This is a genomic window from Fervidobacterium sp. 2310opik-2 (assembly GCF_011057735.1).
GTDB classification, from domain to species: Bacteria; Thermotogota; Thermotogae; order Thermotogales; family Fervidobacteriaceae; genus Fervidobacterium; species Fervidobacterium nodosum.
The window spans coordinates 139,396-163,185 of the sequence record NZ_LNGG01000012.1 but is presented as its reverse complement, the minus strand read 5'-3'; the positions used below and the strand labels follow the sequence as shown (position 1 = coordinate 163,185).

Sequence of the window (23,790 nt, the reverse complement as noted above, 5' to 3'; positions counted from 1 at the left end):
ATCAAGTATAATTTTGGTCAATTGAAAAGTATAAAGATATATTACATAAATAATTATAACTCACTCTTAATGAAAAACAAAAATACGTGGGGATGATCCCACGTATTCGTATTTTGGATTAAGATTAAAAATTACTGTACGATTATCTTTCTTTTCTTTCCATCAAAACTACAGTCTCAACATGATAAGTTTGTGGGAACATATCAAACGGTTGTACTGCAATTATGTTATAGTCTTCTTTTAACAATGCTATATCCCTTGCAAGTGTTGAAGGATCACAAGAAATGTAAGCTATTTTGTGAGGTTTAATACGTAATATTTCTTTACATACTTCTTTTCCCGCACCACTTCTTGGTGGGTCAAGAATAATTATATCTGCATTTCCTGTGTACGATTTCAAAAATTCTACAACGTCAGATTCTTCGTATCTTATGTTCCTTAAATTGTTTATGTTTGCATTCGCTTTCCCCGCTTTAACAGATATATGCGAACTCTCAACCGCAACAACACTTTTTGAAAGCATTGCGAGCCGCATAGTGAACGTTCCTATACCAGCGTAAAGGTCTAAAATATTTTCCGAACCTGTTAAATTTAGATTTTTGGTTACAAAATCTACCATCTTTACCGCAACATTGTAGTTGTTCTGAAAGAAAGCTGTCGGTGGAATTTGAAATTTTTCATAGTCCATTTCTACTTCAAGTACACCAGAACCATATAAAGTTTTATACGGTCCTCTGAGTACTATCTCATCTGATGAATTCATAACGTGGATAATTGAGTTAATTTGAGGAATTCTATTTAAAATTTGAGTGCGTATGAATTCTGCTTCTTCGAATCTTTCGGTTTTCGTTACAAAAATTGCCATTGTTTGATTATTTGAATGAGAATATCTCATAACCAAGTGCTTTAGAGTTCCAGCACGACTTTTAGGATTGTATATCTTTACTTTGCTTATCTCAACTATTTCTGGTATTTCTTGCAGCGCTTTGTTAAACGAAGTTGGCGAAATTGGGCAATCATCTATATCGACTACCTTATTTGAATTTCTCATTTTTAATCCAAGCTTGACTTTATTATTTTCATAAGTAAAAGTATATTCCATCTTGTTTCTATAGCCAAACTCGATATCGCTTTCAATTGTATCGCTAACTTTTCCATCAAATTTTGCAATTCTCTTGAGTTGGTCAACAACAACTTCCCTTTTTAATTCAAGTTGCTTTTTGTAGTCAATATCCATTATATGGCATCCACCACAGACACCAAAATATTTACATTTAGGAACTCTTCTGTAATTAGCTCGTTCTAATATTTCCTCCACCTTTCCAAACGCAACATCGCTTTTTTCTTCTGTTATTTTGACAGTTACTAACTCTCCTGGGTAAGCCCCTTCAACAAATATTAATTTTCCACCTGACAATTTTCCTAGGCCGTAACCGCCATAAGCCCATTTTTCTATATATATAGTATTGACATTTTCACTCATAGATTTTTCACCTCATTTTTTTGATTTGTTCTATCAAATTAGTATATCTTTTAAATCATTTTGTGTCAAATTTTTGGGTTATTCCAAAGTAGATAGAAGAAACTATAGCTATGGGGATAACAAGTATCAGCGAGAGCTTAACATTATTTCCGAATATCGAATTGTATCCTGAAGCAATGAAATCACCAATTGACCAAGCAAATCCCATGGCGACTGAAGATGCAAATGCCTTTCTGTGAGGCATTATCTTTTGAGCTTGGACAACATTAGCTGACATTAAGAGAAAGCCGCAGAAATCAAACATTATAAAAGAAACGAAGATTGCTATTAATGTTTTTGAAAAAACTAAGAAGAAAACTGAAAGTGCCATTCCCGCAAAGGCTACTAAGTCTTGTTTTTTGACACCTATTTTTTCCATTAGTAAAACCCCTATATAGTTTGCAGGAACACCAGCTATCATGCCTGATGTTATTAACGTTCCGGATACGGTTATCGGAAATTTCAAGACATTTGTCACAAAAATAGGAGTGTACGTGTGCACGATCGACATTAGAAAACTTCTAATCGTAACTACCAATAGTATTGGAAGCAATATTGATGCCTCTTTTAAAGTTATCTTTTCATTCTTCTTGGAAGTTTTTTGCGGTAAGTTTATCCGAAGAATTATAAAAGCTATAATTACGAATGGAATAGATATAATCCAGAGTGTTTGCGTAGAATTGAATTTTGATACATAATACGAAATAAACACAGGTCCTAAGGCAGCACCAAACGTCCCAGCTATAGAAAATATTGCCACCGTTTTACCTGTACCTTCACCAGCCATTGCCGCACCAAGTGGATGAAATGCCGAATTAGCTATTCTTATAGCGAATATTGATATCAATGCTATCCAAAAATTCGTTGCAATACCAAGTATGGCAATACCAAGAGCTTCTAAAAAGTACATCGCTATCAAGTATTTTCTTGTTGAAGTGACTCTATCAAACCAGAATCCAAAAAAAATCTGTAATAAACTCGCTGTTGCTGAAGACAAGGTTAAAAAAGTTGTAAAAAGTTTTATTTCTATACCAAATTTCTGAATCAAATATGGTCCTAATGGGTTGAAAAACGAAACTAAAAAATCCAATAGGAAATGTGATGCTATGGAAAGAAAAGAAAGTACAGATATACTCAAGCAAATCACCTCTTCAAAAAAATATTTTTAGCTATTTTTTCCAGTCGATAGATTTTTATAACTTTCATTTAGTTCGATATACGAATTTTAAAAATTTTATCATATTTATTGTTTAAGTTCAACAGTTGGCATATTGTGAATTCTAATAATAAAGTGATAATATATATTCTCACAAAAGGGTAAATATGATAAAATAATAAAAAAACAGGAGGTTGGAAGTTATGCCAGAAATTTATAATCTTTTAAATGGAAAATGGATCGATACAATCACACGTTTGCCTAATAAAGAATTTGCAGAAAAGGTATTTGAGGAAATCAAGAATTCTTCAGACACATTTTATGTTTTAAAACTAATTATAGATTTTCCTGCCTCAAATGAAAATGTAACAGCATTTGTTCTATCCAGGATTTCATCAGTCATCAAGCATAGTGTAAGAATTCCTAAAGATTTTGTATGTAAATTAGATGGAAATGATTTTTGCATAGTTGTTCATGGAATAACGGAAAGCGAAGTACAAAAAATTGCAATTAGAATAAAAGATTCACTTCATTATTTACTATTAACATATGGTAATGAAAAAATTCAAATTAATTGTCAGATAGAAATAGAGACTATTGGAGGTGGCATTTGATGGAGATAGGTACACGGTATGATCCGAAAAATATTGAGATGAAATGGTATAAACATTGGCTGGAAAAGGGCTATTTCACACCAAGAGGGACTGGACCTAAATATTCGATAGTTATTCCTCCACCAAATATAACTGGTAAAATTCACATGGGACATGCTTTGAATATTACAATTCAAGATATACTCAGTAGGTACAAAAGAATGAAAGGTTTTGATGTTTTATGGTTGCCTGGTGAAGACCATGCTGGTATTGCTACGCAGACAGCCGTTGAAAAATATTTATCAACTCAGGGAAAAAGCAGAAGAGATTTTTCTCGTGAAGAATTTTTGAATATAGTTTGGGAGTGGGCAAATAAATACAGGCAAGAGATAAAAAACCAAATAATGTCCATAGGTGCTTCCGTTGATTGGACTCGTGAGAGATTCACGTTAGATGAAGGACTTTCAAAAGCGGTTCGAAAAGTTTTTGTTGAATTGTACAAAAAAGGTTTGATTTATAAAGGTAAATACATTGTTAATTGGTGCCATAGATGTGGTACCGTTCTTTCCGACGAGGAAGTCGATTACCATGAGGAAGAAGGAGCGCTTTACCACATCAAGTATCCAATTAAAGGTGAAGATGATTACATAGTTATAGCAACAACAAGACCTGAAACAATGTTGGGTGATACGGCTATTGCAGTCCACCCATCGGATGAAAGGTATAAGAAATACGTCGGAAAGGTTGCGATACTACCGTTAGTTGGGAGAGAAATTCCAATTATAGCTGATAATTATGTTGACCCATCTTTTGGTACAGGTGCTCTGAAAGTTACCCCTGCGCATGATCCTAACGATTACTTAATTGGTCAGAGACACAACTTACCGTTTGTTGATATATTTGACGAAAATATCATTATTAACGAAAATGGTGGAAAATTCAAAGGAATGACTGCAGAACAAGCCAGAAAGGCCGTTGTTGAAGAATTAGAAGTGCAAGGGTATTTAGTTAAGATTGAAAAAATAAAGCATTCTGTTGGAAGATGTTATAGATGCGATACTGTTGTCGAACCAAGGTTAATGGACCAATGGTTTGTAAGTATGAAACCACTTGCAAAAAGGGCAATCGAAGCGGTTGAAAATGGAGAAGTAACTTTCATACCAGATAGATGGAAGAAAGTTTATTTAAATTGGATGTATGAAATAAGGGATTGGTGTATAAGCAGACAGTTGTGGTGGGGACATAGAATACCTGTTTGGCAATGTCAAGATTGTGGACATTACAATGTGTCTGAAAATGAACCTGTGAAATGTGAAAAGTGTGGAAGTACAAATCTTAAGCAAGACGAGGATGTTTTAGATACTTGGTTCAGCTCAGCATTGTGGCCATTCAGTACTATGGGGTGGCCAGAAAAGACTCCTGACCTTGAAAGGTATTATCCAACAGATGTTCTTGTTACGGGATTTGACATAATATTCTTCTGGGTTGCCCGTATGATTATGATGGGTTATGAATTTATGGACGAAAAACCATTTAAAGAAGTATACATACACCAGCTTGTAAGAGATAAATACGGTAGGAAGATGAGTAAATCTCTCGGTAACGGAATAGATCCTTTAGAGGTTATAGATGAATATGGTGCCGATCCGATGAGATTTACACTCGCTATTCTAGCTGCGCAAGGTAGAGATTTGAAACTTGACGTAAGATTTTTTGATACATACAAGAAATTTGCAAATAAAATATGGAATGCTACAAGATTTGTGCTGATGAATCTTGAAGATTTTGAGAAAGTTGATATCAAACTTTCTAAGCTTAAATTATCTGATAAATGGATACTTTCAAGGCTGCAGAAAACTATTCAAAAAATTTCGGAAGCACTTGACAGTTACGATTTCAACATCGCGGCAAATGAAATTTACAATTTCTTCTGGGATGAGTTGTGCGATTGGTACATCGAAGCCGTTAAAAACAGACTAAAGACAGAAGAAAGAAAAGTTGTACAAAACGTTTTAGTTTACGTTCTAGATATGAGCCTTAGGCTTCTCCACCCATTCATGCCATTCCTAACTGAGGAACTTTGGACAAAGTTACCGACAAGTGGAGAATCGATAGTTGTTGCTCAATGGCCAGAAATTGAAGAAAACTTTATTGACGAAAATTCAGAGAAGAGATTTATGCAATTAATGAATATTATCAGAGGAATTAGAAATATAAGAGCTGAAGTCAATGTACCTCAATCTACAAAGGTTGAAACATTTGTCAAAGGTACTTTAACGGATGAAGAGCAGGAATATATTAAATTCCTTGGCAATGTTGAGAGCATTGAGTTTGTTGAAAAAAGGCCAGAACTTAGCGCAACCGCTTACATTTCTTTGGAAAACGAAGTCTATGTTTCACTTGGAACATTAATCGACGTGAATTCAGAAGTTGAAAGGCTTAGGAAAAAAGTTGAAAAACTCAAAAGCGATATGGAAAAATTTGCTAAGAAGCTCGAAGATGAGAATTTCTTGAAGAATGCACCAGAAGATATTGTTGAAGAAACCAAAGAAAAGCAAAGGCTATTCCAAGAACAAATTGCAAGAATTGAACAAATTATCTCGGATTTGGAGGCAAAAGCGTGAGTGAGAATAAATTCATAGATATACTAAAATATCTTTATCAAACAAGGCCTTACAATACAATGAAGTTAGGGCTTTTCAGAATAGAACAACTTCTCTCCAAGATGGGAAATCCCCATCTTGGAGTTAAATTTTTTCACGTAACAGGCTCAAATGGTAAGGGTAGCGTAACAACATTTCTTGAAAACTTAACGTATTACCATGGTCACAACGTTACGGGATTTTATTCACCACATCTTTCAACTATACTTGAAAGATTTCATTGGAATACAAATTTGATAAATCAAGAAGAATTTGTCGATGCAGCGGAATACGTCAAAAAATATGCGGAAGAAATGGATAAAATTGGCGAAGAATTCTCACCAAGCTTTTTTGAATATATGACCGCTATGTATTTTCACTTAACAAAAGTTAAAAATGCAGAGTTTGGAAGTGTTGAAGTAGGACTTGGAGGTAGGTTTGATTCAACAAACGTAATTACACCTGTTGTTTCAGTCATCACAACCATCTCGTTAGAGCACACTAACGTACTTGGTAACACGCATGAAGAAATTGCTTTTGAAAAGGCTGGTATAATAAAATCCGGAGTTCCTGTAGTAATAGGTGAAATGCCAGAAGAAGCGAAAATTGTAATCAAAAACATTGCCAAAGAACGTGGTTCAAAGGTTTACGAGTATGGTAAAGATTTTTCAGCTGAAGTTGTAAAATATGATTTTAACAACAATATCTACAATTATTACGGAGACTCAACAGTAAAGAATATACCAGTTCGATTAAACGGAGTTCATCAGCTTTACAATTTGGCCATAGCTTTGAAAGCTTATGAAACTGTTGAAAAACTTTACGAAGAGAAAGTTCAAAATGCTTTCAGTAATGCTTTTATACCAGGTAGATTTGAGTTATTTGATGGGCTTATTCTTGATGGCTCTCATAACCCACAAGCTGCGGAAGCATTTGTCTCAAACATTGAACTTTACTTTTCTAACAAAAAACGCGTGGCTTTATTTGGCATCGTTGATGACAAAGACAAAATGGGTGTCTTAGAAAAGATAGGTCCACAATTTGACACTTTGATAATAACAAGGCCACCAAACAAAAGGGCTCAAAAAATTGATGAAACATACGAAATAGCCAAAAAATACTGTAAAAACGTTATTTTAGAACCGGATCCTATAAAAGGTGTTGAATTACTTAAAAAAATTGATGGTGATGTTAAATTCATTACGGGTTCTTTCTATCTAATAGGATTGATAAGAGATTATTTGAAAAATGGTTGCGTTAGTGAGGAATTAACCATAAGTAATTGATAAGTATTTGTGGAGGTGATTTTTTCTGAGTGAGAAAAAAATAAGCGACGTTCTGAGAAATTTGATTAAACTGTTGGAAAAGAAAGAAGCAATTGAGCCTGTTGTATTAGATATGTCCAAAACAAGACTTTTAACAGACTATTTTGTAATATGTACTGCGAATAGCAATATACACATGAAAAGTTTAAGAGATGAAATCGTTGATTTTTTCAATGAAATCGGCAAAGAACTTATTTACTACGACCGTGGTGAAGGTTACGACTGGATTTTAGTTGACGCTGGTGATATCGTCGTGCATATCTTCACAAAAAGCGCAAGAGAATTTTATGATATCGAGCATTTGTGGATAGATGCCGAGAGGATTAGTTTGTAGTGTAATTTAGCATTATGTACTTGATTTTGTGGAAGGTAGTGGTGAAATGTTAATAAGGAATGTTTACATATTAAGTGATAAGCAATTAGTAAAAAGAGATATCCGTATTGAAGATAGCGTAATCAAGGAGATTTCAGACCGGATTTTCCCTAAATTAAATGAAGAAATATATGATTTTTCAGGAAAGATCGTTTTGCCTGGTTTTGTTAATACTCATTCTCACGTTGCTATGTCACTTTTTAGAGGTTTTGCCGAAGATATACCATTTAACGAATGGCTATTTAAAAAAATACTCCCAGCTGAAGAACGCTTAACTCCAGAAGCAGTTTATTACGGTAGTATCGTATCTATGATGGAAATGGTTTCACACGGTGTTGTGGCTTTTTGTGATATGTACTTTCACGAAGATATGGTTGCAAAAGCGGTGGCAGATTTTGGTATGAAAGCTCTCCTTACAAGGGGACTTGTGGATAAGAACGGAGATGATAACGGGAGGTTAGAAGAAAATATACAGCTTTATAAAAAATGGCATGGATATGATAATAGAATCTATATTGGATTAGGTCCGCATGCTCCTTACAGTTGTTCAAAAGACTATTTAATTAGAGTGATTGATATTGCGAAGACTTACGATGTTCCAGTAACAATGCACTTTTTTGAAAATAAATGGGAGTGGGAAAAATATACACCGCAAGAGATATTAAAAATCGGATTTAACGATGTTCACTTTATACCAGTTCATTGCACTCAGCTTGATGAAGAATCTATGAAACTTCTAAATGGTTCTTATCCATCTATAAACACTGTGAGTAATATGAAACTTGGAAATGGTATACCACCTATTTCAAATATGCTCAAAAATGGTATAAAGATAACAATTGGAACAGATGGTCCTGCAAGCAACAATTCTCAAAGTGTACTTTTCGACCTTAGGGTTTCTGTTTTAAGTCAAAAGATGTTTTCTCCAGCTGAATTTAGTGTTAAAGAAGCATTTGATAGTATTACTGTAAATGGTTATGAAGCACTTAAATTAAAAGGTGGTAAGGTAGAAAAAAGCTATCCAGCTGATTTGATTTTCTTAGATACAGCTCATCCACAATTACAACCTTTGGATAATATTTTGAAAAACGTAATACATTCTTATACAGATACCGTTTATGCAACAATGGTTAATGGAAAATTTGTATACATAGATGGAAAATTTCCAACGATAGATGTTCAGGAGGTGCTTAAAAAATTTTCGATTTTCTCGAGGAAGGTTACAGGTATAGAAAGTTAAGTGTGGAATTGAAAAAAAGATATGGCCAACGCGTGCAAAGGTTACCACTAAACGCAGGTTTCACATGCCCGAATAGAACAAACGGAAGACCAGGATGTTTATTTTGTGACGAAACAGGAAGTGGATTTAGTACATTTGCGGGTTACGATATAAAAAAACAAATTGAACTTATGAAAGAAAAATATAAGAAAAAAGGCATAACAAAATTTATTGCATACTTTCAAAACTATACAAATACATACGCACCTATAGATATTTTAAAGCAAATTTACATTCAGGCCATCGATGATGATATTGTACAGCTTGATATAGCTACAAGGCCAGATTGCATTGATGAAAATGTGCTAAAACTTTTGAAAGAAATTAGTGAACAATACAATGTAAGTATTTCTCTAGACATTGGTCTTCAAAGTGCAAATTACCATACGTTGGTTAAAGTTAATCGTGGCCATACCCTTGCAGAATACATATACGCGGTTAATCTCATAAAAAATTATGGTTTTGAAGTTGTTTCGCATGTTATACTCAACTTGCCTGGAGATAATATGCTGGATGTTATAGAGAGTGCAAAAATACTTTCTGCGCTGAAAGTTGATGGTGTAAAAATACATTCACTTTACATAGTAGAAGGTACAATATTTGGAGAGATGTATAAATCAGGCAAATTGAATATATGTACTTTCGATGAGTATGTTAATAGAGTTATAACTTTTCTTGAATGGTTGTCGCCTCATATAGTTATTCACAGGCTTGTGGCTGATCCTCCACTAAATGGTACACTTTTTGGGAATTGGGGGAAGACAAAAAGCGAGATTATTTTGGAGATAGAAAATCTTTTGAAAGAAAAAGATACTTATCAGGGGAAAAAGGCAAAAATATTATAAACATAAAAAATAATCCGCCGGTTTAATCCGGCGGATTATTTTTTACTTATTTTACTTTTTAAAGTTGTTATTGTTGTTTGTATACTGAGTAGAAGTCCATACCAGGTCTCATTGGGTTATCGTACCAACCTTTGACCCATGTTCTTTGTACACGTACGCCAACTGGTTGATAAACTGGTACGCTGATACAATTGTCAACTACAAATTTCTGAATCTGTACGTAAAGTTTTGCACGTGCTTGTGGATCTGTCTCTGCGGCTGCTTGTTCAATAAGTTGATCTAAACTCTTGCCGCCAAGTTCTTTTCTTGGTGTGCTGACAAATTTTCTAAATCCTTCACCTTGTCTGCCAGAGTAATCACCGTTGCTGTGATAATATGTAAAGATGAAATTATCTGGGTCTGGATAATCGGCAAGCCATCCAAGGATGAATACTGGCAACTCACCACGTTTTGTTGCATCGAGGAATGTTGGCCATTGCAATGGCTGCACATCTATCTTTGCTTTTCCAGGCGCTGCCATTTCGAGGTACATCTTAACCATTTCGGCAACTCTTTGTCTTCCAACATTACCTTGGTTATATGCAACGCTGAATTTGAATCCTTTTGCCCAAGCTTGACCATTCCATGCTTTCTTCAAGTTGTCTTGTACAGTTTTAACGTTAAATTTGTAGAGTGGTAATGATGGATCAAAGCCGAGTAATCCTTCTGGAAGAGCTGTTGGTATTCTCTTACCGAAGCCTTTCAAAACATCTCTAATAAGTGCATCGTAGTTAATTGCTGCGGCAACTGCTTTTCTTGCATATATATCGCTGAAGAAGTCTGGATTTATACCATTTCCATCAAGTTTACCACTACCGATGTACTTACTTGATGTGTTAACTGACCAGTTAAATGCTAAAACTGTAACGGAAAGTGTTGGTATATTTTCGATGATTTGAATATCTTTATTTCCTCTGAGTTGATCGAGGTATTCAAGAACAACAGCTATAGAATCTGCGTCACCTTTCTCAAGCATTGCTTTTCTTGTTGACCATTCATCGATACCCCAGATGATAACTTTCTTAATCTTTGCTGGTTCTCTCCAGTAGTTTTCGTTTGCTACCAATGTAACTTTTTGTTGCTTTCTATCCCACTCTACGAATTTGTATGGTCCTGTACCCATCGCGTATGAGTAAAGTGGTGATTCTTCTTTTTGCATGCCTTTCCATTTCCACCATGTTTCAGCTTTTCCATCCCACAAACCAAGTTTTATACATGTTTCTTTATCAAGAATAGCTGCCCAGTGTGCACTTTGCGCTATGATGTTCATAAATGGTGCGTATGGTCTGACAAGTTTAATTACTACATTGTCACCTTGGACCTCAATTGCTGGGTCAACTACTTTTTTATAGAAATCGATAACTTTTTGCTTGTAATCTGCTTTTGGTTCTCCGGTTTTTGCATCAAATATTTCACTGACAGGTTTACCAACGAATTCTTCAAGTGCTTCATCTCTTGAATGAACACCGAAAATAGCGTACCAGAGCATCCACATTGGACCGCCTTCTGGATCATACAACAATCCTCTTTCAAATGAGTACTCAACATCTTCTGGTGTTAGTAGGTTACCGTTGTGGAACTTTACGTTCTTTCTAATAGGAAATACGTATGTCTTTCCACCGTCTTTGACAAGTCCGTTCTTTACTGTTGGAACTTCTGTTGCCAATCTTGGTTCGAATTCGCTAACGCTTCTACCCTTGTAAGCAATAAGGTTTTCGTAAACGTTGTAAAGTACCTCACCACTTGACGTATCGTAAGCAAGATGTGGGTCGAGGGTATCTGGTTCACCGATCGTTGCTTCAACGTATACTGTTGGGTCAAATGCCGCAAGTGCCAAAATTGCCACAAAAATACCAAGGATAACTACTAACCACTTTTTCACAAAAATCCCCCCTTCAAAAAGGATGTGATTTGGGAAAAATTTTTTACAAAAATTTTTCTAACCTTTATTATTATACCACATATTTAAAAATTTCTGCAATATAAATTTGAGAGTTTTAAAAGACAATTCAATGTGCTTAATTTTTTTAATCATTAAAATTTGGCCCTAATCAAAAATTTTAAAATATATAAAAAATTAAGAGGAGTACCCATTTAGGTCACTCCTCATTCTTTCTAGAAGGTTTGATTTTACTTTCCTAAATTTCTTTTCAAATTTCGGAACAAAAACCCGCCGAAGTTGCTTAAAAACTTTGGATAGAAATTATTTTTTTTCTATTCTGAAGCCTAACTGAGTATTAATTTTGAATGTTTTTCCACTGATTGTCAATTCTGTAGGTATATTCACTGTCTTTTTTACTCCTGTAATTTTAAATGAATCGCCAGCTTTCAAATTCTTCCATATCGGTATTATTTGGGCAGGAATTTTGTATTCTTTATTTTCTGAGTCTATAAGTACAATTGTTGATGATGTTTTTGTAATTTCTATATTCTTGATTTCGAATTCGATACTTATCGTATCTTCTCCAATAATTTGTTTTTGAACCTGGATTTTATATCCACCAGTTTCAATATACAATGGTACTAAGAATGTTAATTTCTCTCCTTTGACTGTTACTCTTTCTCCAGTTTTTACTGCAGTGGGATTAGCAAATGAAAGTGAAACTCTGATATCTTCTTCACCTGTAGAAACAACTATATATCCATTCCCACGGAAGTTCATAACAACTTCTTTTATATCACCCGAAATCTCAAACTGACTTTCTTCCAATGTTAGTATAGATTTAAGAGGTTCGAAAGGTTTAGAAAGTGTTGTTATAGAGAAACCTAGTATAAGAATAGTAATTAGAAACAAGGTACTCAAAAGTTTTTTCATACTCCTCACCTCCCGAGTTTGAGATTTTGGAGTATTTTTTATCTATTCATATTGTATTAAATTCAAACTTAAAAAATCCTTAGAATTTTTCGTCAGGATAAGATTTACAAAATCAAATTAAATATTTTTGTTTTCTTTTAATTTTTGAGTATAGTAATGTGCCAACCTTGTGGGTTCTGGAAGTTTGTGTTTCTTAATCAGGCTTTTAACGAATTCTAAAGAAGTTTCAGGACTGGAAAGATGACCTGGCGAGATATAGATAGGATGGGAATTTTTCTTTGGAAGGTAACAGTATCCAATTATTTTGCCTTCTTCATCAAATAAAGGTGTAGATTGACCAACGCGCTTAGGTTCGACGCATTTGCCATAAAGTTTTCTTTTGGCCACTCCTATTGTTGGGATATTAAGAAGCACACCTATGTGACTTGCTATTCCCAAACCGCGTGGATGTGCAATTCCATGTCCGTCAAATAAAACTATATCTGGGACTATATTCTTTTCTCTCAGCTTTTCAAAGCATTTAAAAATAATAGGTGCTTCTCTAAAAGCAAGAAAACCTGGTATGTAAGGAAAAGTTACTTTATCTATACTATAAACAACATCGATAAGTTCTAAATCTTTATTTAATACTACAACTACACCAAGAGCTTTGTCTTCAAAATAGCTTACGTCAACACCGGCAATGATATTTATTTTAGATATATCAAGTTCTGTTATGGTAACTTTTTGTCTCAGATTGTTCTGTTCTTTTTTTAATTTTTGGATTAACTCTTCACTGATAAATTCATTCCTCATGGTGCTTCTTAGAGTATTTTCATAAGGATGATTGTATATATATTCGAGATAACAAGACTTATTATGACAGCTATGATACCATACTTCATAAAACTTGCGAATGAAATATTTTTCCCTTTATATTTTTTCAGTAAGGATAATCCAACGACATTAGCTGAAGCACCAACTGGGGTTAAGTTACCACCTAAACATGCTCCAAGAGAAAGTGCGTACCAGAATGGTGTGATATTTGAAAATGCTTGAGGATTTATCTTTGGCAAATTTTGAATTACAGGAATCATAGTAGCAGCAAATGGTATATTGTCAATGAATCCAGAAAGGATTCCAGATGCCCATACTATTATTGAAACCAAAAGTACGCTTGAGCCTTTTGATATCCTTACCAAAAAATTAGCTATATCGTTCATCAATCCTACATGTTCCATAGCACCAGTGATTATAAATAAACCAAGGAAGAAAAAAATAACATCCCACTCGACCTTTTCTAAGAACGGTGTTATCTCATGTTGTTCAAATAATAGTAGTCCAAAGAAACCAGCTATGAGACCAATTATTGCACTTTCTAATTTAAGCTGCTTTTGAAATAGGAAAAGGCTTATTATAAATATCATAAATATTCCAGACATGATAAATCTTCTTTTGTTCGTAACAACTTTTTGTTCGTCGAAACCACTAAGGAATTCTTTCGAAAATACTTTATTCATAGAAGATTTGAAAATAGATATTATAACAAGGTCAACGATAACTAATATAACTAAATTAACTGGAACCATGTATTTCGCGAATTCGGCAAATGGTATTCTCGCTGCAGAGGTAATTAAAATGTTTGGTGGGTCACCAATTGGGGTCATTGTACCACCGATATTAGAAGCGAATATTTCTCCGAGAATAAATGGCACAGGATCTATTTCCAAAATATCGGTTATAGCAAAAGTAACAGGGACAAAAATTAAAATAGTTGTTACGTTATCAATGAAAGATGATATTAAAGCAACTATAAAGGTCATGGAAAAAAACAACTTTTTCAAATTTGAACCTGTTAGTTTTAATGTTTTGATAGCTATATATTGGAATATCCCAGAAACTTCGATTACTCTGACAAATATCATCATTCCTATTAAAAATAATATTGTGTTGATGTCTATAGAATTTTTAAGTCCCTCATACGGATCTGGGAAAACCCTTATTGCAAGTAGTGCTAACGCACCAACCATCGCTGCAATGGTCTTATTCAATTTACCCGTTATAACAAAGTAGAGCACCAAACCAAAAATCAATGCCACCACTAATTTCACAAAACTCACCTCAGCAATATCAATAATATTTTAAGGTAGCGATTTAAATATACCATTTAAAAACTATAAAGACACTTGAGATTATAGCACCATATAAAACGGGCTTCAACATATTTTTGGTAAACTCTGAAAAACTTATGTACTCATTTTTTAATTTTCTTATTAAATTGTTACCAATAATATTACACATGGAAGCTATTGGTGTAAGATTGCCTCCTATTCCAACCCCCAATACTAATGACCAATAAAGTAAAGATACTGGCATATGATATGTTAATTTCTTTATTATTGTGATAAAAATAAGTGTAGTTGGTAAAGCTCCGATGAACCCACTTGAAAAGATTGAAACCCATAGTATTAACAAAGGTAGAATTACGCTTCCTTTTAATGGCATTAAATAAAAAACAAGTATGTCAAATATTTTTGTGTGTTCAATTGACCAGTTAAGAATGTAAAGTCCAGAGATGAGGAATAGCATGTCCCAATCTATATCCTGAATCCTAGAATTAAAATCTTCACTCTCAAAAAAGAGCAAGGTTAAACCAGACAATATGGTTATAAATCCTAATTCTAGTTTAAATTTATCGTGAAATGCCATTAGAAAAATGACTCCGATGAAGTAAAGAAGATAATACTTCCAGTTTTTATTTACAACATTTCTTTCTTGCCTTTGAAAGGATGTTTGTTCAAATTTTATACCTTTTCTCAAAATTACTAGTTGAATAATGAGAAGGATTAAAGCGATAGGCATTATGTTCGCAATAAAATCTAAAAAGGGGATTTTAGAAACGGAATATATAATTATATTAGGAGGGTCTCCTATTGCAGTTGACATTCCACCGATGTTTGAAAATAAAATGGCATTAAGGCCTAATACTCTTGAATCTAAATTCAGCACATCTGATAAATAAAATAATATAGGGAAAAATATAAGAATTGTTGTAACGTTATCTAAAAATCCAGAAAGAAAGAAAACACCGACGTTAATTAGCACAAGCATTTTGAAAAAGTTCCCTTTGCTAAAATCTATTATAGCATTTGAAACACCTATAAATACACCTTTTTCTTTCATTACGGATACAATAACCATCATCCCAAAAAGTATCAAGAGTGTATTAAAATCAACAATTTCACCTATATTTTCAAAATTGGTATTATTTAAAACTATCAAGGATGATATAGCAATCAAAAAAGTTGTAACGGAAGCTGTCTTGGGGCGGAATATTATCAGGAGGTAAGCGAGTATGTACAATAAGAAAACTAAGAAGTTCAACTATTTTCACCTCTACTCATTATAATAAGCTTTTCAACAAGAACCTCTGTAACTTCTTGTGTTATTTTATCTATATCATCAAAATAAGAAAAATCACGTTGTAGCTCCTCAAAAATTTCAACACTTAGATTACTTTCAGAAGGGTTTGTTTCACTGTACTTATGCAACCTTTCAATTAATTCTGTTTCTATTATAGATAACTCGTTGGTAACATTGATTGGATTAGCTTCAACTTTTGTCCCATTTTCTTTCTCAAGTTCGTTTATTATCTCTCGGCTTTCTTGAAGCACATCTTCCAAGTTTTCTTGTTCTTCAAATATTGATTCAACGGCGGTTCTCTCTTCTTCAGTTTCAACTCTTTCCTCAGCTTCAACTTTATTATCTTCGTTAGTTACATTTTCTTCAAGTAAATCTTTGAATATATCAATTTCACTATTAATAAGCTTTTCAAAGTCAATAATTTTGGCGTCTTTGGGTATTAATTTAAGAACTTCGTCCTCTTTAGTTTCTTCTTTAGTTTTTTCTATAGGCATTTCTATTCCTTTAGAACCATCACTTAAATTTTCACCAGGTACAGGTTTAGGTAATTCTATTATTGCCCTCTTTAATTTTAAAATTCTTAACTCTGTAAAAATTAGTATCGAAAAAATAGTAATAAATACAATTATAACAATTAAATATGTTTTTGCCGAACTTTGTCCTTGAGGTAAATTATAATTAGTAACAGTGGTTGAAACTTCCGATGAAAGAGGCCTATTTTTTAATATCCATCGTTTCCACTCATCTTGAGCCTGACGTTTATTTATAGATTGTAGTAATTCCTCTACAAAATTTGAATTGTAACCAGAAAGATAACTTTTGGCTTTGTCGTAGTTTCCTATCATGTATGCGGATATACCCATTTTGAATTTTATGTAAGGATCGTACCCTTCGATTGTTGGATCATTTGAAATTGCCATTTCGTAATTTCTCAGCGCACTAACATAATCGCCGGATTTATAAGAAAGTTCTCCAGCGGAATAATATTCTATAGCTATTTGAGAAATTGGAAAACTTAAGCTACAAAATGATAAAATTAAGAGTATTACTAAAAACTTCTGAACATTTCTTAATACCAAAATAATCATCACTTCCAAAGGTCAAAGTTTCAAATCTTTCAATTTTATCTGCGCTTTTACTATAGAGTTTATGACTCTTGAAAGTGTTTCGAATTTTTCAGTTGCGCTATCCATAACTTCAGTTGCTTTGACGAAATTATCGTTTTCTAATAACAAGTCATTCTTTGTATTAACCAAAAGCCCAGCAACATGTGATAAAAGCGTTGAATTTTGCTGCATAAAAGCTAGCAATTGTTGGAATGAATTTTGGACGGTAACAAATATTTCGCCAACTATTTTTATACTTTCAAGAGCATCTGAAACAGATTTTGAAAGTTCTTTCACTTGGTTTGTGATGTCTTTTGCCACCTTGTTAGACTCGTTAGCTAATTTTTGAACCTCTGAAGCAACTACGGCAAAGCCTCTACCGAATTCGCCAGCTCTAGCTGCTTCAATCGAAGCATTTAGAGCTAAGAGATTTGTTTGTTTGGCAATTTTAGTTATTTCATTGACCATGTTTTCTATGTTATTAAACATTTCCAGAGTCTTTGTTGTCGTGTTAACAGAACTCATAACTACTTCATTTATTTTATTTATATCTGCTCCGGATTTCTTTAGCTCATTAGTGATTTCATCGTTTACTTTTTGTGATTCGTTTATACTGAAAAATAGGTCTTTTACTTCTTTATCAAATTCTTCAGCAAGTTTATTCAGCCTTTTTTGCATCTCTCCAAAAACTTTGGTTATATCTCTAATGCCTTCTTGAACATCTTTTACCCTTGAAATAAGAGCTTCATCGAGTTGATACATAAACGAAGTCATAAGATTTTCTGCAAAGAAAGCAGAAGACATAGTTTCTAAAGTGTTTTTATCAACTTTTGGCATTGAAATCACCTGCCATATATTTCATCTATAATATCAATTCCACATTTTAAATTTCTAAACCAATCGAATAATTTCTTTACATTTTCTCCTTTGAATATAGCACCATGTTGTGGTGCAACGATATCTATCTCCTTTTTTTCAACTATACTCAACCATTTTTTTAGAGCGATACTCGATGTGATATATCTCTTATGGAATAATTCCATTAACTTAACGTGCTCGTTGAAATTTTCAACAAAGACATACCTTTGTCCTTTTTGGAAAACTGCAACACCTAAATCTCCAGAGAAAAGTATCTTAGCGCGTGGGTCGTAAAGTGTAAAATTACCAGTCGAATGTAGGTAATGAGTAGGTATAAACTCAAGTTCAGTACCTGATTGCAATCTTAATTTATCCCCTTTATCTGGTAAAGCAACCACCCTTCTTTGGTCGTAAACACCAAAGTGCGGTAAGAACCTTGTCCAAAGACCAGATACATATATCTTGGCATTTTCAGCTATTGATAACCAAAGTGTTATACCGGAAGTTACGTCTGGATCTTGGTGCGTGAAGAATATATACTTTATCTTGTTTGGTTCTATTATCTCGGAAACGTTTGCAAGAACTCTTGGAAAAACATGCGCGCCGCCAGGGTCAAGAAGCATAGCTTCGTTACCATCTATTATTATGTATTGGTTTGTTTGTACTATACCTTCCTCTTCTGTCTCTTCCCACGCCAAGAATATGAATTTATGAACACCATCATCGTATAATGTTATATTTTCTATACCCTCTTTATTTGACATAATTCTCCCCCTTTCTGTTCGTAAATCTCTAACACTTTAAATTATATCACTTTAAAAATAAAATTCAAAAAATCATTTGAAGAAAAAATATCCTATGGTGCCCGAAATCAAAAGTAAAAGAACCACGTCAAATTTTAGATATAATAAAACAAATGTTGAAATTAAAGTTATAGCAATTGATAGATAATTTCCAAAAGCGTTTTTTAAAAAACTCAATGCAGCTGAAGCTATAAGCGCTAAAATTATAGGTTTTAAGCGAAGAATTATGTTTTGAATTTTTCCACTTTCGCGGTGCTTTCTGTAGAAAAGATATACAGTTAGAGAAAGAACTATTGGTATTAGAATAACAGAAAAAGTGGCAGTAATTGAACCAAATAATCCTCCAACTTTGTATCCAACAAATGTTGCTGCGTTTATACCTATAGGTCCCGGCGTTGATTGTGATATTGCAACGATATCATTGAATTCATCTGTGCTTATCCATTTATTTATATCAACTGTGTAATGATTGATTACTTTGAGAATACTGTATCCTCCTCCAAAACTTACAGCACCAATTTGCAAAAATGTTAGAAAAAGTTTAATGTATATCATTTCACATCATCCTTTTTTTGTTTTTTATTTCTTAAAATCGCATACAAAATTCCAAGTAAGATTACATACACAGGATTTAACTTCAAAAAACTTACCAAAGAAAATGAGACAATAAATATTATGAAATCTTCTATACTGTTAATATTTGTTTTCCACATTTTAATAACGGCGACTAATAAAACAGCAAATAAGGGTGCTTTCATTCCGTTTAAAAAAGGTTCCATGTAGTTGTAAAACTTAGAAAGCAACGACGCAATTACTACTATTATAATCGTTGGAAAAAATATTGCACCTGAAACTCCAGCAATCAACCCTGGTACTTTTTTCAGTTTATAGCCAACCAAAGTTGATGTATTGACCGCGATTGGTCCTGGTAAAGATTGTGCTATAACTAAGAGAGCTGTAAATTCATCGTCTGAAAGTAACTCTTTCTTTCTTACAAATTCATCTTTGATGATTGGTACCATTGCATATCCACCGCCGATAGTAACTGCACCTATTTTTGCAGTAGTTAAAAATATTTCCCAAATAGAAATTTCGCGTTTAACCAAAATTAATGCCTCCTTGGTATAATATCTTTAAATTTTGGTGAATTAGGGGGATTGTTCATGGGACTGTTGTGGATGACATTGCGTATAGTATTACTTGGTTACGAACGAATTGCTGGTAACAAAATTTCAAAAAATGCGCCAACTTTTGTTGCAGCTTGGGCGTTTTTCTTCTTTTCTTTTCTCTCATTTGCTCCTTTCATCGGTAGTTTATCACTTAATATATTATTGAAGTCGCTAATCAGTGGTACAATATATTCTCTGTCGTTTTCGTTATACACATACGCGCTTGGACATGAAGAAGCATCCGTAGTTGCACCACTCTATAATTTAAATGCTATTTTTTTGGTTATTTTATCCGCATTGTTCCTCGGTGAATCGTTCAGCTTAAAAAAATTATTAGGTGCTATTCTTATGATTTACGGTGTTAGTTACTTGAAAAAAGGTGAGAATTTTGTAATTTCATACAAAAACCTAATAAAAAGTAAAGGCTCTTTATCTATGATTGTTTCATCAATTTTGATGGCATTTGGAAGGATAATTGATAGAAAAATAACTTCTGAACTCTCTCCAATTGGTTATTCTGTTGGGATTTACCTTGTCATAAGTTTTTATATATTCATATATGGCTTAATTTCAGGTCACAAACTTAAGGATTATTCAAAGATTGTAAAAGAAAGATTTATTTACCTTATACTTGGTGGAATTTGCAATGCATATTCTTATGTTGCTTTACTCAAAGCATTTAATTATTTTGGAGTTAGTGTTGCCGAACCTTTATCGATGCTCTCTGTTTTTGTAACTATGATTTTCGCTAGGATATTTTTAAGGGAAAAAATCGGAATTCGGGTTATAGCAGCTTTATTGATATTTGTTGGAGTAATTTTAATATATTGATTTTAATCTTTAAAGCATATACTTTTCCACGTAAATATCTACGAGTAATGGAACTTTAAGCTTCACAGCGTTTTCCATTTCTTCTTTAACAAGTTTTTTAACATATTCAACCTCGTTTTCTGGTACTTCAAAGACAAGTTCATCATGCACTTGAAGTATCATCATACTTTGCAATTTTTCGTCTTTTAGTCGTTCATATATCCTTATCATCGCAATTTTCATTATGTCAGCAGCACTGCCTTGGATAGGAGTATTAATAGCTATTCGTTCACCTTCTGCTCTTATATTTTGGTCTTTTGAGTTAATTTGTGGTATATCTCTTTTTCTTCCAAACATAGTTCTTACATATCCATTTTTCTTTGCGAATTCCTTTATATTAGCCATGTATTCTTGAACATTTTTATAGTAATCAAGGTAAGCCTCTATCATTTTTTTCGTATCTTTTACGTCCAATCCTGTTCTTTTTGCAAGTCCATAAGGTGAAACACCATATACAATCGCAAAATTGACCATTTTGCCTATCCTTCTCATGTTTTCAGTTATGAATTCTTCACTGACACCGAATAATTTTTTAGCAGTTTCAAGGTGGATATCTTTGTTTTCTTTGAATGCATTGATTAAATTTGGATCCTCGGTTATATGCGCAAGTACACGTAGTTCTATTTGTGAATAATCAGCTCCTAATATATACCAACCGTCTTTTTGTGGTTTCACAGCCATTCGGATTTCTTTTCCTTCATCGCTTCTTCCAGGTAAATTTTGTAAATTGGGGTCAGAGCTGCTCAATCTACCGGTTGCCGTACCTGTTTGATTAAAAGAAGCATGGACTCGTTTTGTATTTTTGTTGACCATATTCGGAATTGCGTCAACGTAAGTACTCTTTAACTTTTGTATCTTTCTGTATTCAAGAATAAGCTTTGCAATTTCGTATTCGTTGGCAAGATATTCAAGTACTTCGACATCCGTTGAATACGCACCGGTTGATGTGGATTTTACACTTGGTAACTTTAATTTTTCAAATAGTATGTATCCAAGTTGTTTTGGAGAATTTAGATTGAATGCCTCGCCTGTGATTTCAAAGATTCGATTCGAAAGTGCTAAAAGTTTTTTGTCCATTTCTTGTGATAAATTGTTTAGATACTGTATATCAAAATAGACACCATTTAGTTCCAAATTTGCAAGGACTAAAATCATAGGTAATTCTATCTTTTCATATAATTCATTCATTTCATTTGAATAAATCAAAGGATGGAGCAAATTATGTATCCTAAGAGACATATCTGCATCTTCACAAGAATATTTAGCCGCTGTGTCTACAGGAATATAAGAAAAGTCTCCTGCGAAAAGTGGGATTGTGTCTTTGACCAGATCTTCATATGAAATCATTTTATGTCCAAGCAATTTTAACGATAATTCATCAAGGTTAAATTTTTTCTCATTTGGATTAAGTAGATATGCTTCAATCATACTGTCAAAAGATGGTATTTGTGGCTCAATTCCCAATCTTGAGATGAACTTAAGATCAAATTTTATGTTGTGACCGCCAACAGTTTTACCACTGTTAAATAAATCTCTTAGAAATTTTTTAACAGATTCTATAGGTATATTCTTAGCTCCAACGTGCGCAATTGGTATGTAGAAAGCTTTGCCCTCATCAACGGCTATAGAAATACCTACAATTTTTCCTTCGAATGGATCAAGTGATGTAGTTTCCAAATCTAATGCAATTTTTTTTGATTTCATTATTGTTTCAAGTAAGTCACTAAGCGCTCGTTCGTTTTCAATAACTTTATATTCAACCTTATTAGTAAGCTCTGCTGAAAGATTAAGTTCCTTTATTACACTTGAAAATTCAAATTTTTTGAGCACATTCAAAAGCTTTTTTTGATCGTAACCTTTATAAAGTAACTCTTCGATATCTATTTTTATTTCGACGTTTGTATTTAATTCTACCAACTTTCTGCTCAATTCAAAGTCTTCTATGTTATTTTCGATAGCATTCCTTATTTTTTCAGGTAATTTTGAGATATTCTTCAATGCATTTTCAACGCTTCCAAATTCGTTAAGGATTTTTGCAGCCGTTTTCTCACCTATGCCACTAACGCCAGGTATATTATCTGATACATCACCAACTAAAGCCAAATAATCTTTTATTTGTTCAGAAGTTATGCCATACTTTTCTATAATTTCATTGTTTGTGTACTTCTTTAAGTCTGTAACACCTTTTTCAACACGCCATACGAATATGTTTTCGTTAACTAGCTGGAGCATATCTTTGTCGCTTGTGATTATATTGATTTCTGAAATATTATACTTTTGCTTTTCTTTCTCAAATTTCTTTGCGAGAGTTGCTATGACATCGTCAGCTTCATAACCAGGGACTTTTATTAGCTTTATTCCAAAGCCTTCGATTAGTTCATCAGCTAAAGATATTTGTTTTAACAATGGCTCTGGGGTTTCTGGTCTATGCGCTTTGTAATCAGCATAAAGTTCTTTACGATATGTGCTTCCACCTTTAACATCTAACATGAAAGCACAATAATCTTCATTTATAATCACATGTTCTTTCAAAAATTTTACAAGCATTCTTGAAAGACCATAGAGGGCGTTTGTAGGAACGCCAGATGTAGTTGTTAATGATTGGTCTATTGCAAAATATGCTCTGTACAATAATCCTGTACCATCAAATAGAAATACTCTCGCCATTCAATTGCATCCTCCGGATTTCTAACAATGTGTTTACAGCCCTTCTTAAGTGTGGTATAACTATTGACCCACCGACTATAAGTGCCACATCAAATACTTCGAAAAATTCTTCATCACTTGTGCCAAGTTCTGCGCATCTTATCATATGGTAAGTTATACAATCGTCACATCTTAATACCATAGAAGCAACAAGTCCCATTAATTCTTTTGTTTTGCTATCAATTGCACCCTCTTTGTATACTGCGCTATCAAGTGCCCAAAAGCGTTTTGTGTTAGTTGTTCCTCTTTTAAGTATTTCTTCATTCATTTTTTCGCGGAATTTTTTG

At 33.4% G+C, this 23,790-nt stretch carries 21 protein-coding genes; 7 read left to right on the top strand and 14 right to left on the bottom strand.

What is annotated here, in order from left to right; translation table 11 throughout:
- Positions 1–142 precede the first annotated feature (142 nt).
- Positions 143–1,483 (bottom strand): 23S rRNA (uracil(1939)-C(5))-methyltransferase RlmD, encoded by a 1,341-nt coding sequence (gene rlmD / locus AS161_RS06220; RefSeq protein ID WP_164542152.1) that lies wholly within the window; start codon positions 1,481–1,483, stop codon positions 143–145.
- A gap of 55 nt (positions 1,484–1,538) precedes the next feature.
- A complete protein-coding gene (locus AS161_RS06215) occupies positions 1,539–2,669 on the bottom strand; it encodes an MFS transporter (RefSeq protein ID WP_241241347.1) in 1,131 nt (376 codons plus the stop codon).
- 212 nt (positions 2,670–2,881) lie between these two features.
- On the opposite strand from AS161_RS06215, the gene AS161_RS06210 reads away from it, so the two are divergent.
- The 6 genes from AS161_RS06210 to AS161_RS06185 are packed head-to-tail and all read left to right on the top strand — an operon-like array spanning position 2,882 to position 9,735.
- Entirely contained in the window at positions 2,882–3,292 is a 411-nt protein-coding gene (locus AS161_RS06210) for a diguanylate cyclase (RefSeq protein ID WP_011993527.1), read from the top strand.
- Complete coding sequence (locus AS161_RS06205; RefSeq protein WP_164542151.1) at positions 3,289–5,895, top strand: valine--tRNA ligase; 2,607 nt, start codon at positions 3,289–3,291, stop codon at positions 5,893–5,895. Before AS161_RS06210 ends, AS161_RS06205 begins: the two co-directional genes overlap by 4 nt.
- A complete protein-coding gene (locus tag AS161_RS06200) occupies positions 5,892–7,199 on the top strand; it encodes a folylpolyglutamate synthase/dihydrofolate synthase family protein (RefSeq protein WP_011993529.1) in 1,308 nt (435 codons plus the stop codon). The genes AS161_RS06205 and AS161_RS06200 overlap by 4 nt, the downstream gene beginning before the upstream one ends.
- A 40-nt stretch (positions 7,200–7,239) precedes the next feature.
- The gene (rsfS, locus tag AS161_RS06195; protein ID WP_041256786.1) at positions 7,240–7,572 is read left to right on the top strand and encodes a ribosome silencing factor; all 333 of its coding nucleotides are present in this window, start codon (positions 7,240–7,242) and stop codon (positions 7,570–7,572) included.
- 46 nt (positions 7,573–7,618) lie between these two features.
- The gene (locus AS161_RS06190; protein ID WP_041256788.1) at positions 7,619–8,851 is read left to right on the top strand and encodes an amidohydrolase; all 1,233 of its coding nucleotides are present in this window, start codon (positions 7,619–7,621) and stop codon (positions 8,849–8,851) included.
- Positions 8,852–8,853: 2 nt separating this feature from the next.
- The gene (locus AS161_RS06185; protein ID WP_241241346.1) at positions 8,854–9,735 is read left to right on the top strand and encodes a TIGR01212 family radical SAM protein; all 882 of its coding nucleotides are present in this window, start codon (positions 8,854–8,856) and stop codon (positions 9,733–9,735) included.
- A gap of 67 nt (positions 9,736–9,802) precedes the next feature.
- On the opposite strand, the gene AS161_RS06180 is transcribed toward AS161_RS06185, so the two are convergent.
- The 10 genes from AS161_RS06180 to AS161_RS06135 all read right to left on the bottom strand — a co-directional run bounded on the left by AS161_RS06180 (position 9,803) and on the right by AS161_RS06135 (position 19,864).
- Positions 9,803–11,656: an ABC transporter substrate-binding protein gene (locus tag AS161_RS06180; protein ID WP_164542150.1), complete on the bottom strand. Its 1,854-nt coding sequence runs from the start codon at positions 11,654–11,656 to the stop codon at positions 9,803–9,805.
- A 321-nt stretch (positions 11,657–11,977) separates the two neighbouring features.
- Positions 11,978–12,589: a hypothetical protein gene (locus AS161_RS06175; protein WP_011993534.1), complete on the bottom strand. Its 612-nt coding sequence runs from the start codon at positions 12,587–12,589 to the stop codon at positions 11,978–11,980.
- A gap of 117 nt (positions 12,590–12,706) precedes the next feature.
- The gene (locus AS161_RS06170; RefSeq protein ID WP_011993535.1) at positions 12,707–13,384 is read right to left on the bottom strand and encodes an endonuclease V; all 678 of its coding nucleotides are present in this window, start codon (positions 13,382–13,384) and stop codon (positions 12,707–12,709) included.
- A gap of 8 nt (positions 13,385–13,392) precedes the next feature.
- Positions 13,393–14,679, bottom strand: a complete 1,287-nt coding sequence (locus tag AS161_RS06165; RefSeq protein WP_164542149.1) for an ArsB/NhaD family transporter — start codon at positions 14,677–14,679, stop codon at positions 13,393–13,395.
- A 43-nt stretch (positions 14,680–14,722) separates the two neighbouring features.
- Complete coding sequence (locus AS161_RS06160) at positions 14,723–15,952, bottom strand: SLC13 family permease (RefSeq protein WP_164542148.1); 1,230 nt, start codon at positions 15,950–15,952, stop codon at positions 14,723–14,725.
- Entirely contained in the window at positions 15,949–17,079 is a 1,131-nt protein-coding gene (locus AS161_RS06155; RefSeq protein WP_011993539.1) for a TPR repeat-containing protein, read from the bottom strand. Before AS161_RS06155 ends, AS161_RS06160 begins: the two co-directional genes overlap by 4 nt.
- Positions 17,080–17,091: 12 nt before the next feature.
- Positions 17,092–17,934, bottom strand: coding sequence for a methyl-accepting chemotaxis protein (locus AS161_RS09375; RefSeq protein ID WP_164542147.1), 843 nt, complete (start codon positions 17,932–17,934; stop codon positions 17,092–17,094).
- 5 nt (positions 17,935–17,939) lie between these two features.
- The gene (locus AS161_RS06145; protein WP_164542146.1) at positions 17,940–18,719 is read right to left on the bottom strand and encodes an MBL fold metallo-hydrolase; all 780 of its coding nucleotides are present in this window, start codon (positions 18,717–18,719) and stop codon (positions 17,940–17,942) included.
- Positions 18,720–18,791: 72 nt separating this feature from the next.
- Positions 18,792–19,313 carry a chromate transporter gene (locus AS161_RS06140; protein ID WP_164542145.1) on the bottom strand — a complete coding sequence of 174 codons (522 nt, stop codon included), beginning with the start codon at positions 19,311–19,313 and terminating at the stop codon, positions 18,792–18,794.
- Complete coding sequence (locus AS161_RS06135; RefSeq protein ID WP_011993543.1) at positions 19,310–19,864, bottom strand: chromate transporter; 555 nt, start codon at positions 19,862–19,864, stop codon at positions 19,310–19,312. Before AS161_RS06135 ends, AS161_RS06140 begins: the two co-directional genes overlap by 4 nt.
- A 57-nt stretch (positions 19,865–19,921) precedes the next feature.
- Between AS161_RS06135 and AS161_RS06130 the strand changes: the two genes are divergently transcribed.
- Positions 19,922–20,758 carry a DMT family transporter gene (locus AS161_RS06130; protein WP_164542144.1) on the top strand — a complete coding sequence of 279 codons (837 nt, stop codon included), beginning with the start codon at positions 19,922–19,924 and terminating at the stop codon, positions 20,756–20,758.
- 9 nt (positions 20,759–20,767) lie between these two features.
- Here the strand turns inward: AS161_RS06130 and polA are convergent, their stop codons facing one another.
- Together polA and AS161_RS06120 are read right to left on the bottom strand one after the other, a co-directional pair.
- Positions 20,768–23,464 carry a DNA polymerase I gene (gene polA / locus AS161_RS06125; RefSeq protein ID WP_164542143.1) on the bottom strand — a complete coding sequence of 899 codons (2,697 nt, stop codon included), beginning with the start codon at positions 23,462–23,464 and terminating at the stop codon, positions 20,768–20,770.
- The gene (locus AS161_RS06120) at positions 23,442–23,771 is read right to left on the bottom strand and encodes a carboxymuconolactone decarboxylase family protein (RefSeq protein WP_041257060.1); all 330 of its coding nucleotides are present in this window, start codon (positions 23,769–23,771) and stop codon (positions 23,442–23,444) included. The genes polA and AS161_RS06120 overlap by 23 nt, the downstream gene beginning before the upstream one ends.
- Between the last annotated feature and the right edge of the window lie 19 nt (positions 23,772–23,790).

Excerpts from the sequence above, each read along its gene's own strand:
- rlmD (WP_164542152.1), bottom strand. The coding sequence starts at position 1,483 with ATGAGTGAAAATGTCAATACTATATATATAGAAAAATGGGCTTATGGC.
- AS161_RS06210 (WP_011993527.1), top strand. The coding sequence starts at position 2,882 with ATGCCAGAAATTTATAATCTTTTAAATGGAAAATGGATCGATACAATC.
- AS161_RS06190 (WP_041256788.1), top strand. The coding sequence starts at position 7,619 with ATGTTAATAAGGAATGTTTACATATTAAGTGATAAGCAATTAGTAAAA.
- AS161_RS06175 (WP_011993534.1), bottom strand. The coding sequence starts at position 12,589 with ATGAAAAAACTTTTGAGTACCTTGTTTCTAATTACTATTCTTATACTA.
- AS161_RS06170 (WP_011993535.1), bottom strand. The coding sequence starts at position 13,384 with ATGAGGAATGAATTTATCAGTGAAGAGTTAATCCAAAAATTAAAAAAA.
- AS161_RS06155 (WP_011993539.1), bottom strand. The coding sequence starts at position 17,079 with ATGATTATTTTGGTATTAAGAAATGTTCAGAAGTTTTTAGTAATACTC.
- AS161_RS09375 (WP_164542147.1), bottom strand. The coding sequence starts at position 17,934 with ATGCCAAAAGTTGATAAAAACACTTTAGAAACTATGTCTTCTGCTTTC.
- AS161_RS06145 (WP_164542146.1), bottom strand. The coding sequence starts at position 18,719 with ATGTCAAATAAAGAGGGTATAGAAAATATAACATTATACGATGATGGT.
- AS161_RS06140 (WP_164542145.1), bottom strand. The coding sequence starts at position 19,313 with ATGATATACATTAAACTTTTTCTAACATTTTTGCAAATTGGTGCTGTA.
- AS161_RS06130 (WP_164542144.1), top strand. The coding sequence starts at position 19,922 with ATGGGACTGTTGTGGATGACATTGCGTATAGTATTACTTGGTTACGAA.
- polA (WP_164542143.1), bottom strand. The coding sequence starts at position 23,464 with ATGGCGAGAGTATTTCTATTTGATGGTACAGGATTATTGTACAGAGCA.
- AS161_RS06120 (WP_041257060.1), bottom strand. The coding sequence starts at position 23,771 with ATGAATGAAGAAATACTTAAAAGAGGAACAACTAACACAAAACGCTTT.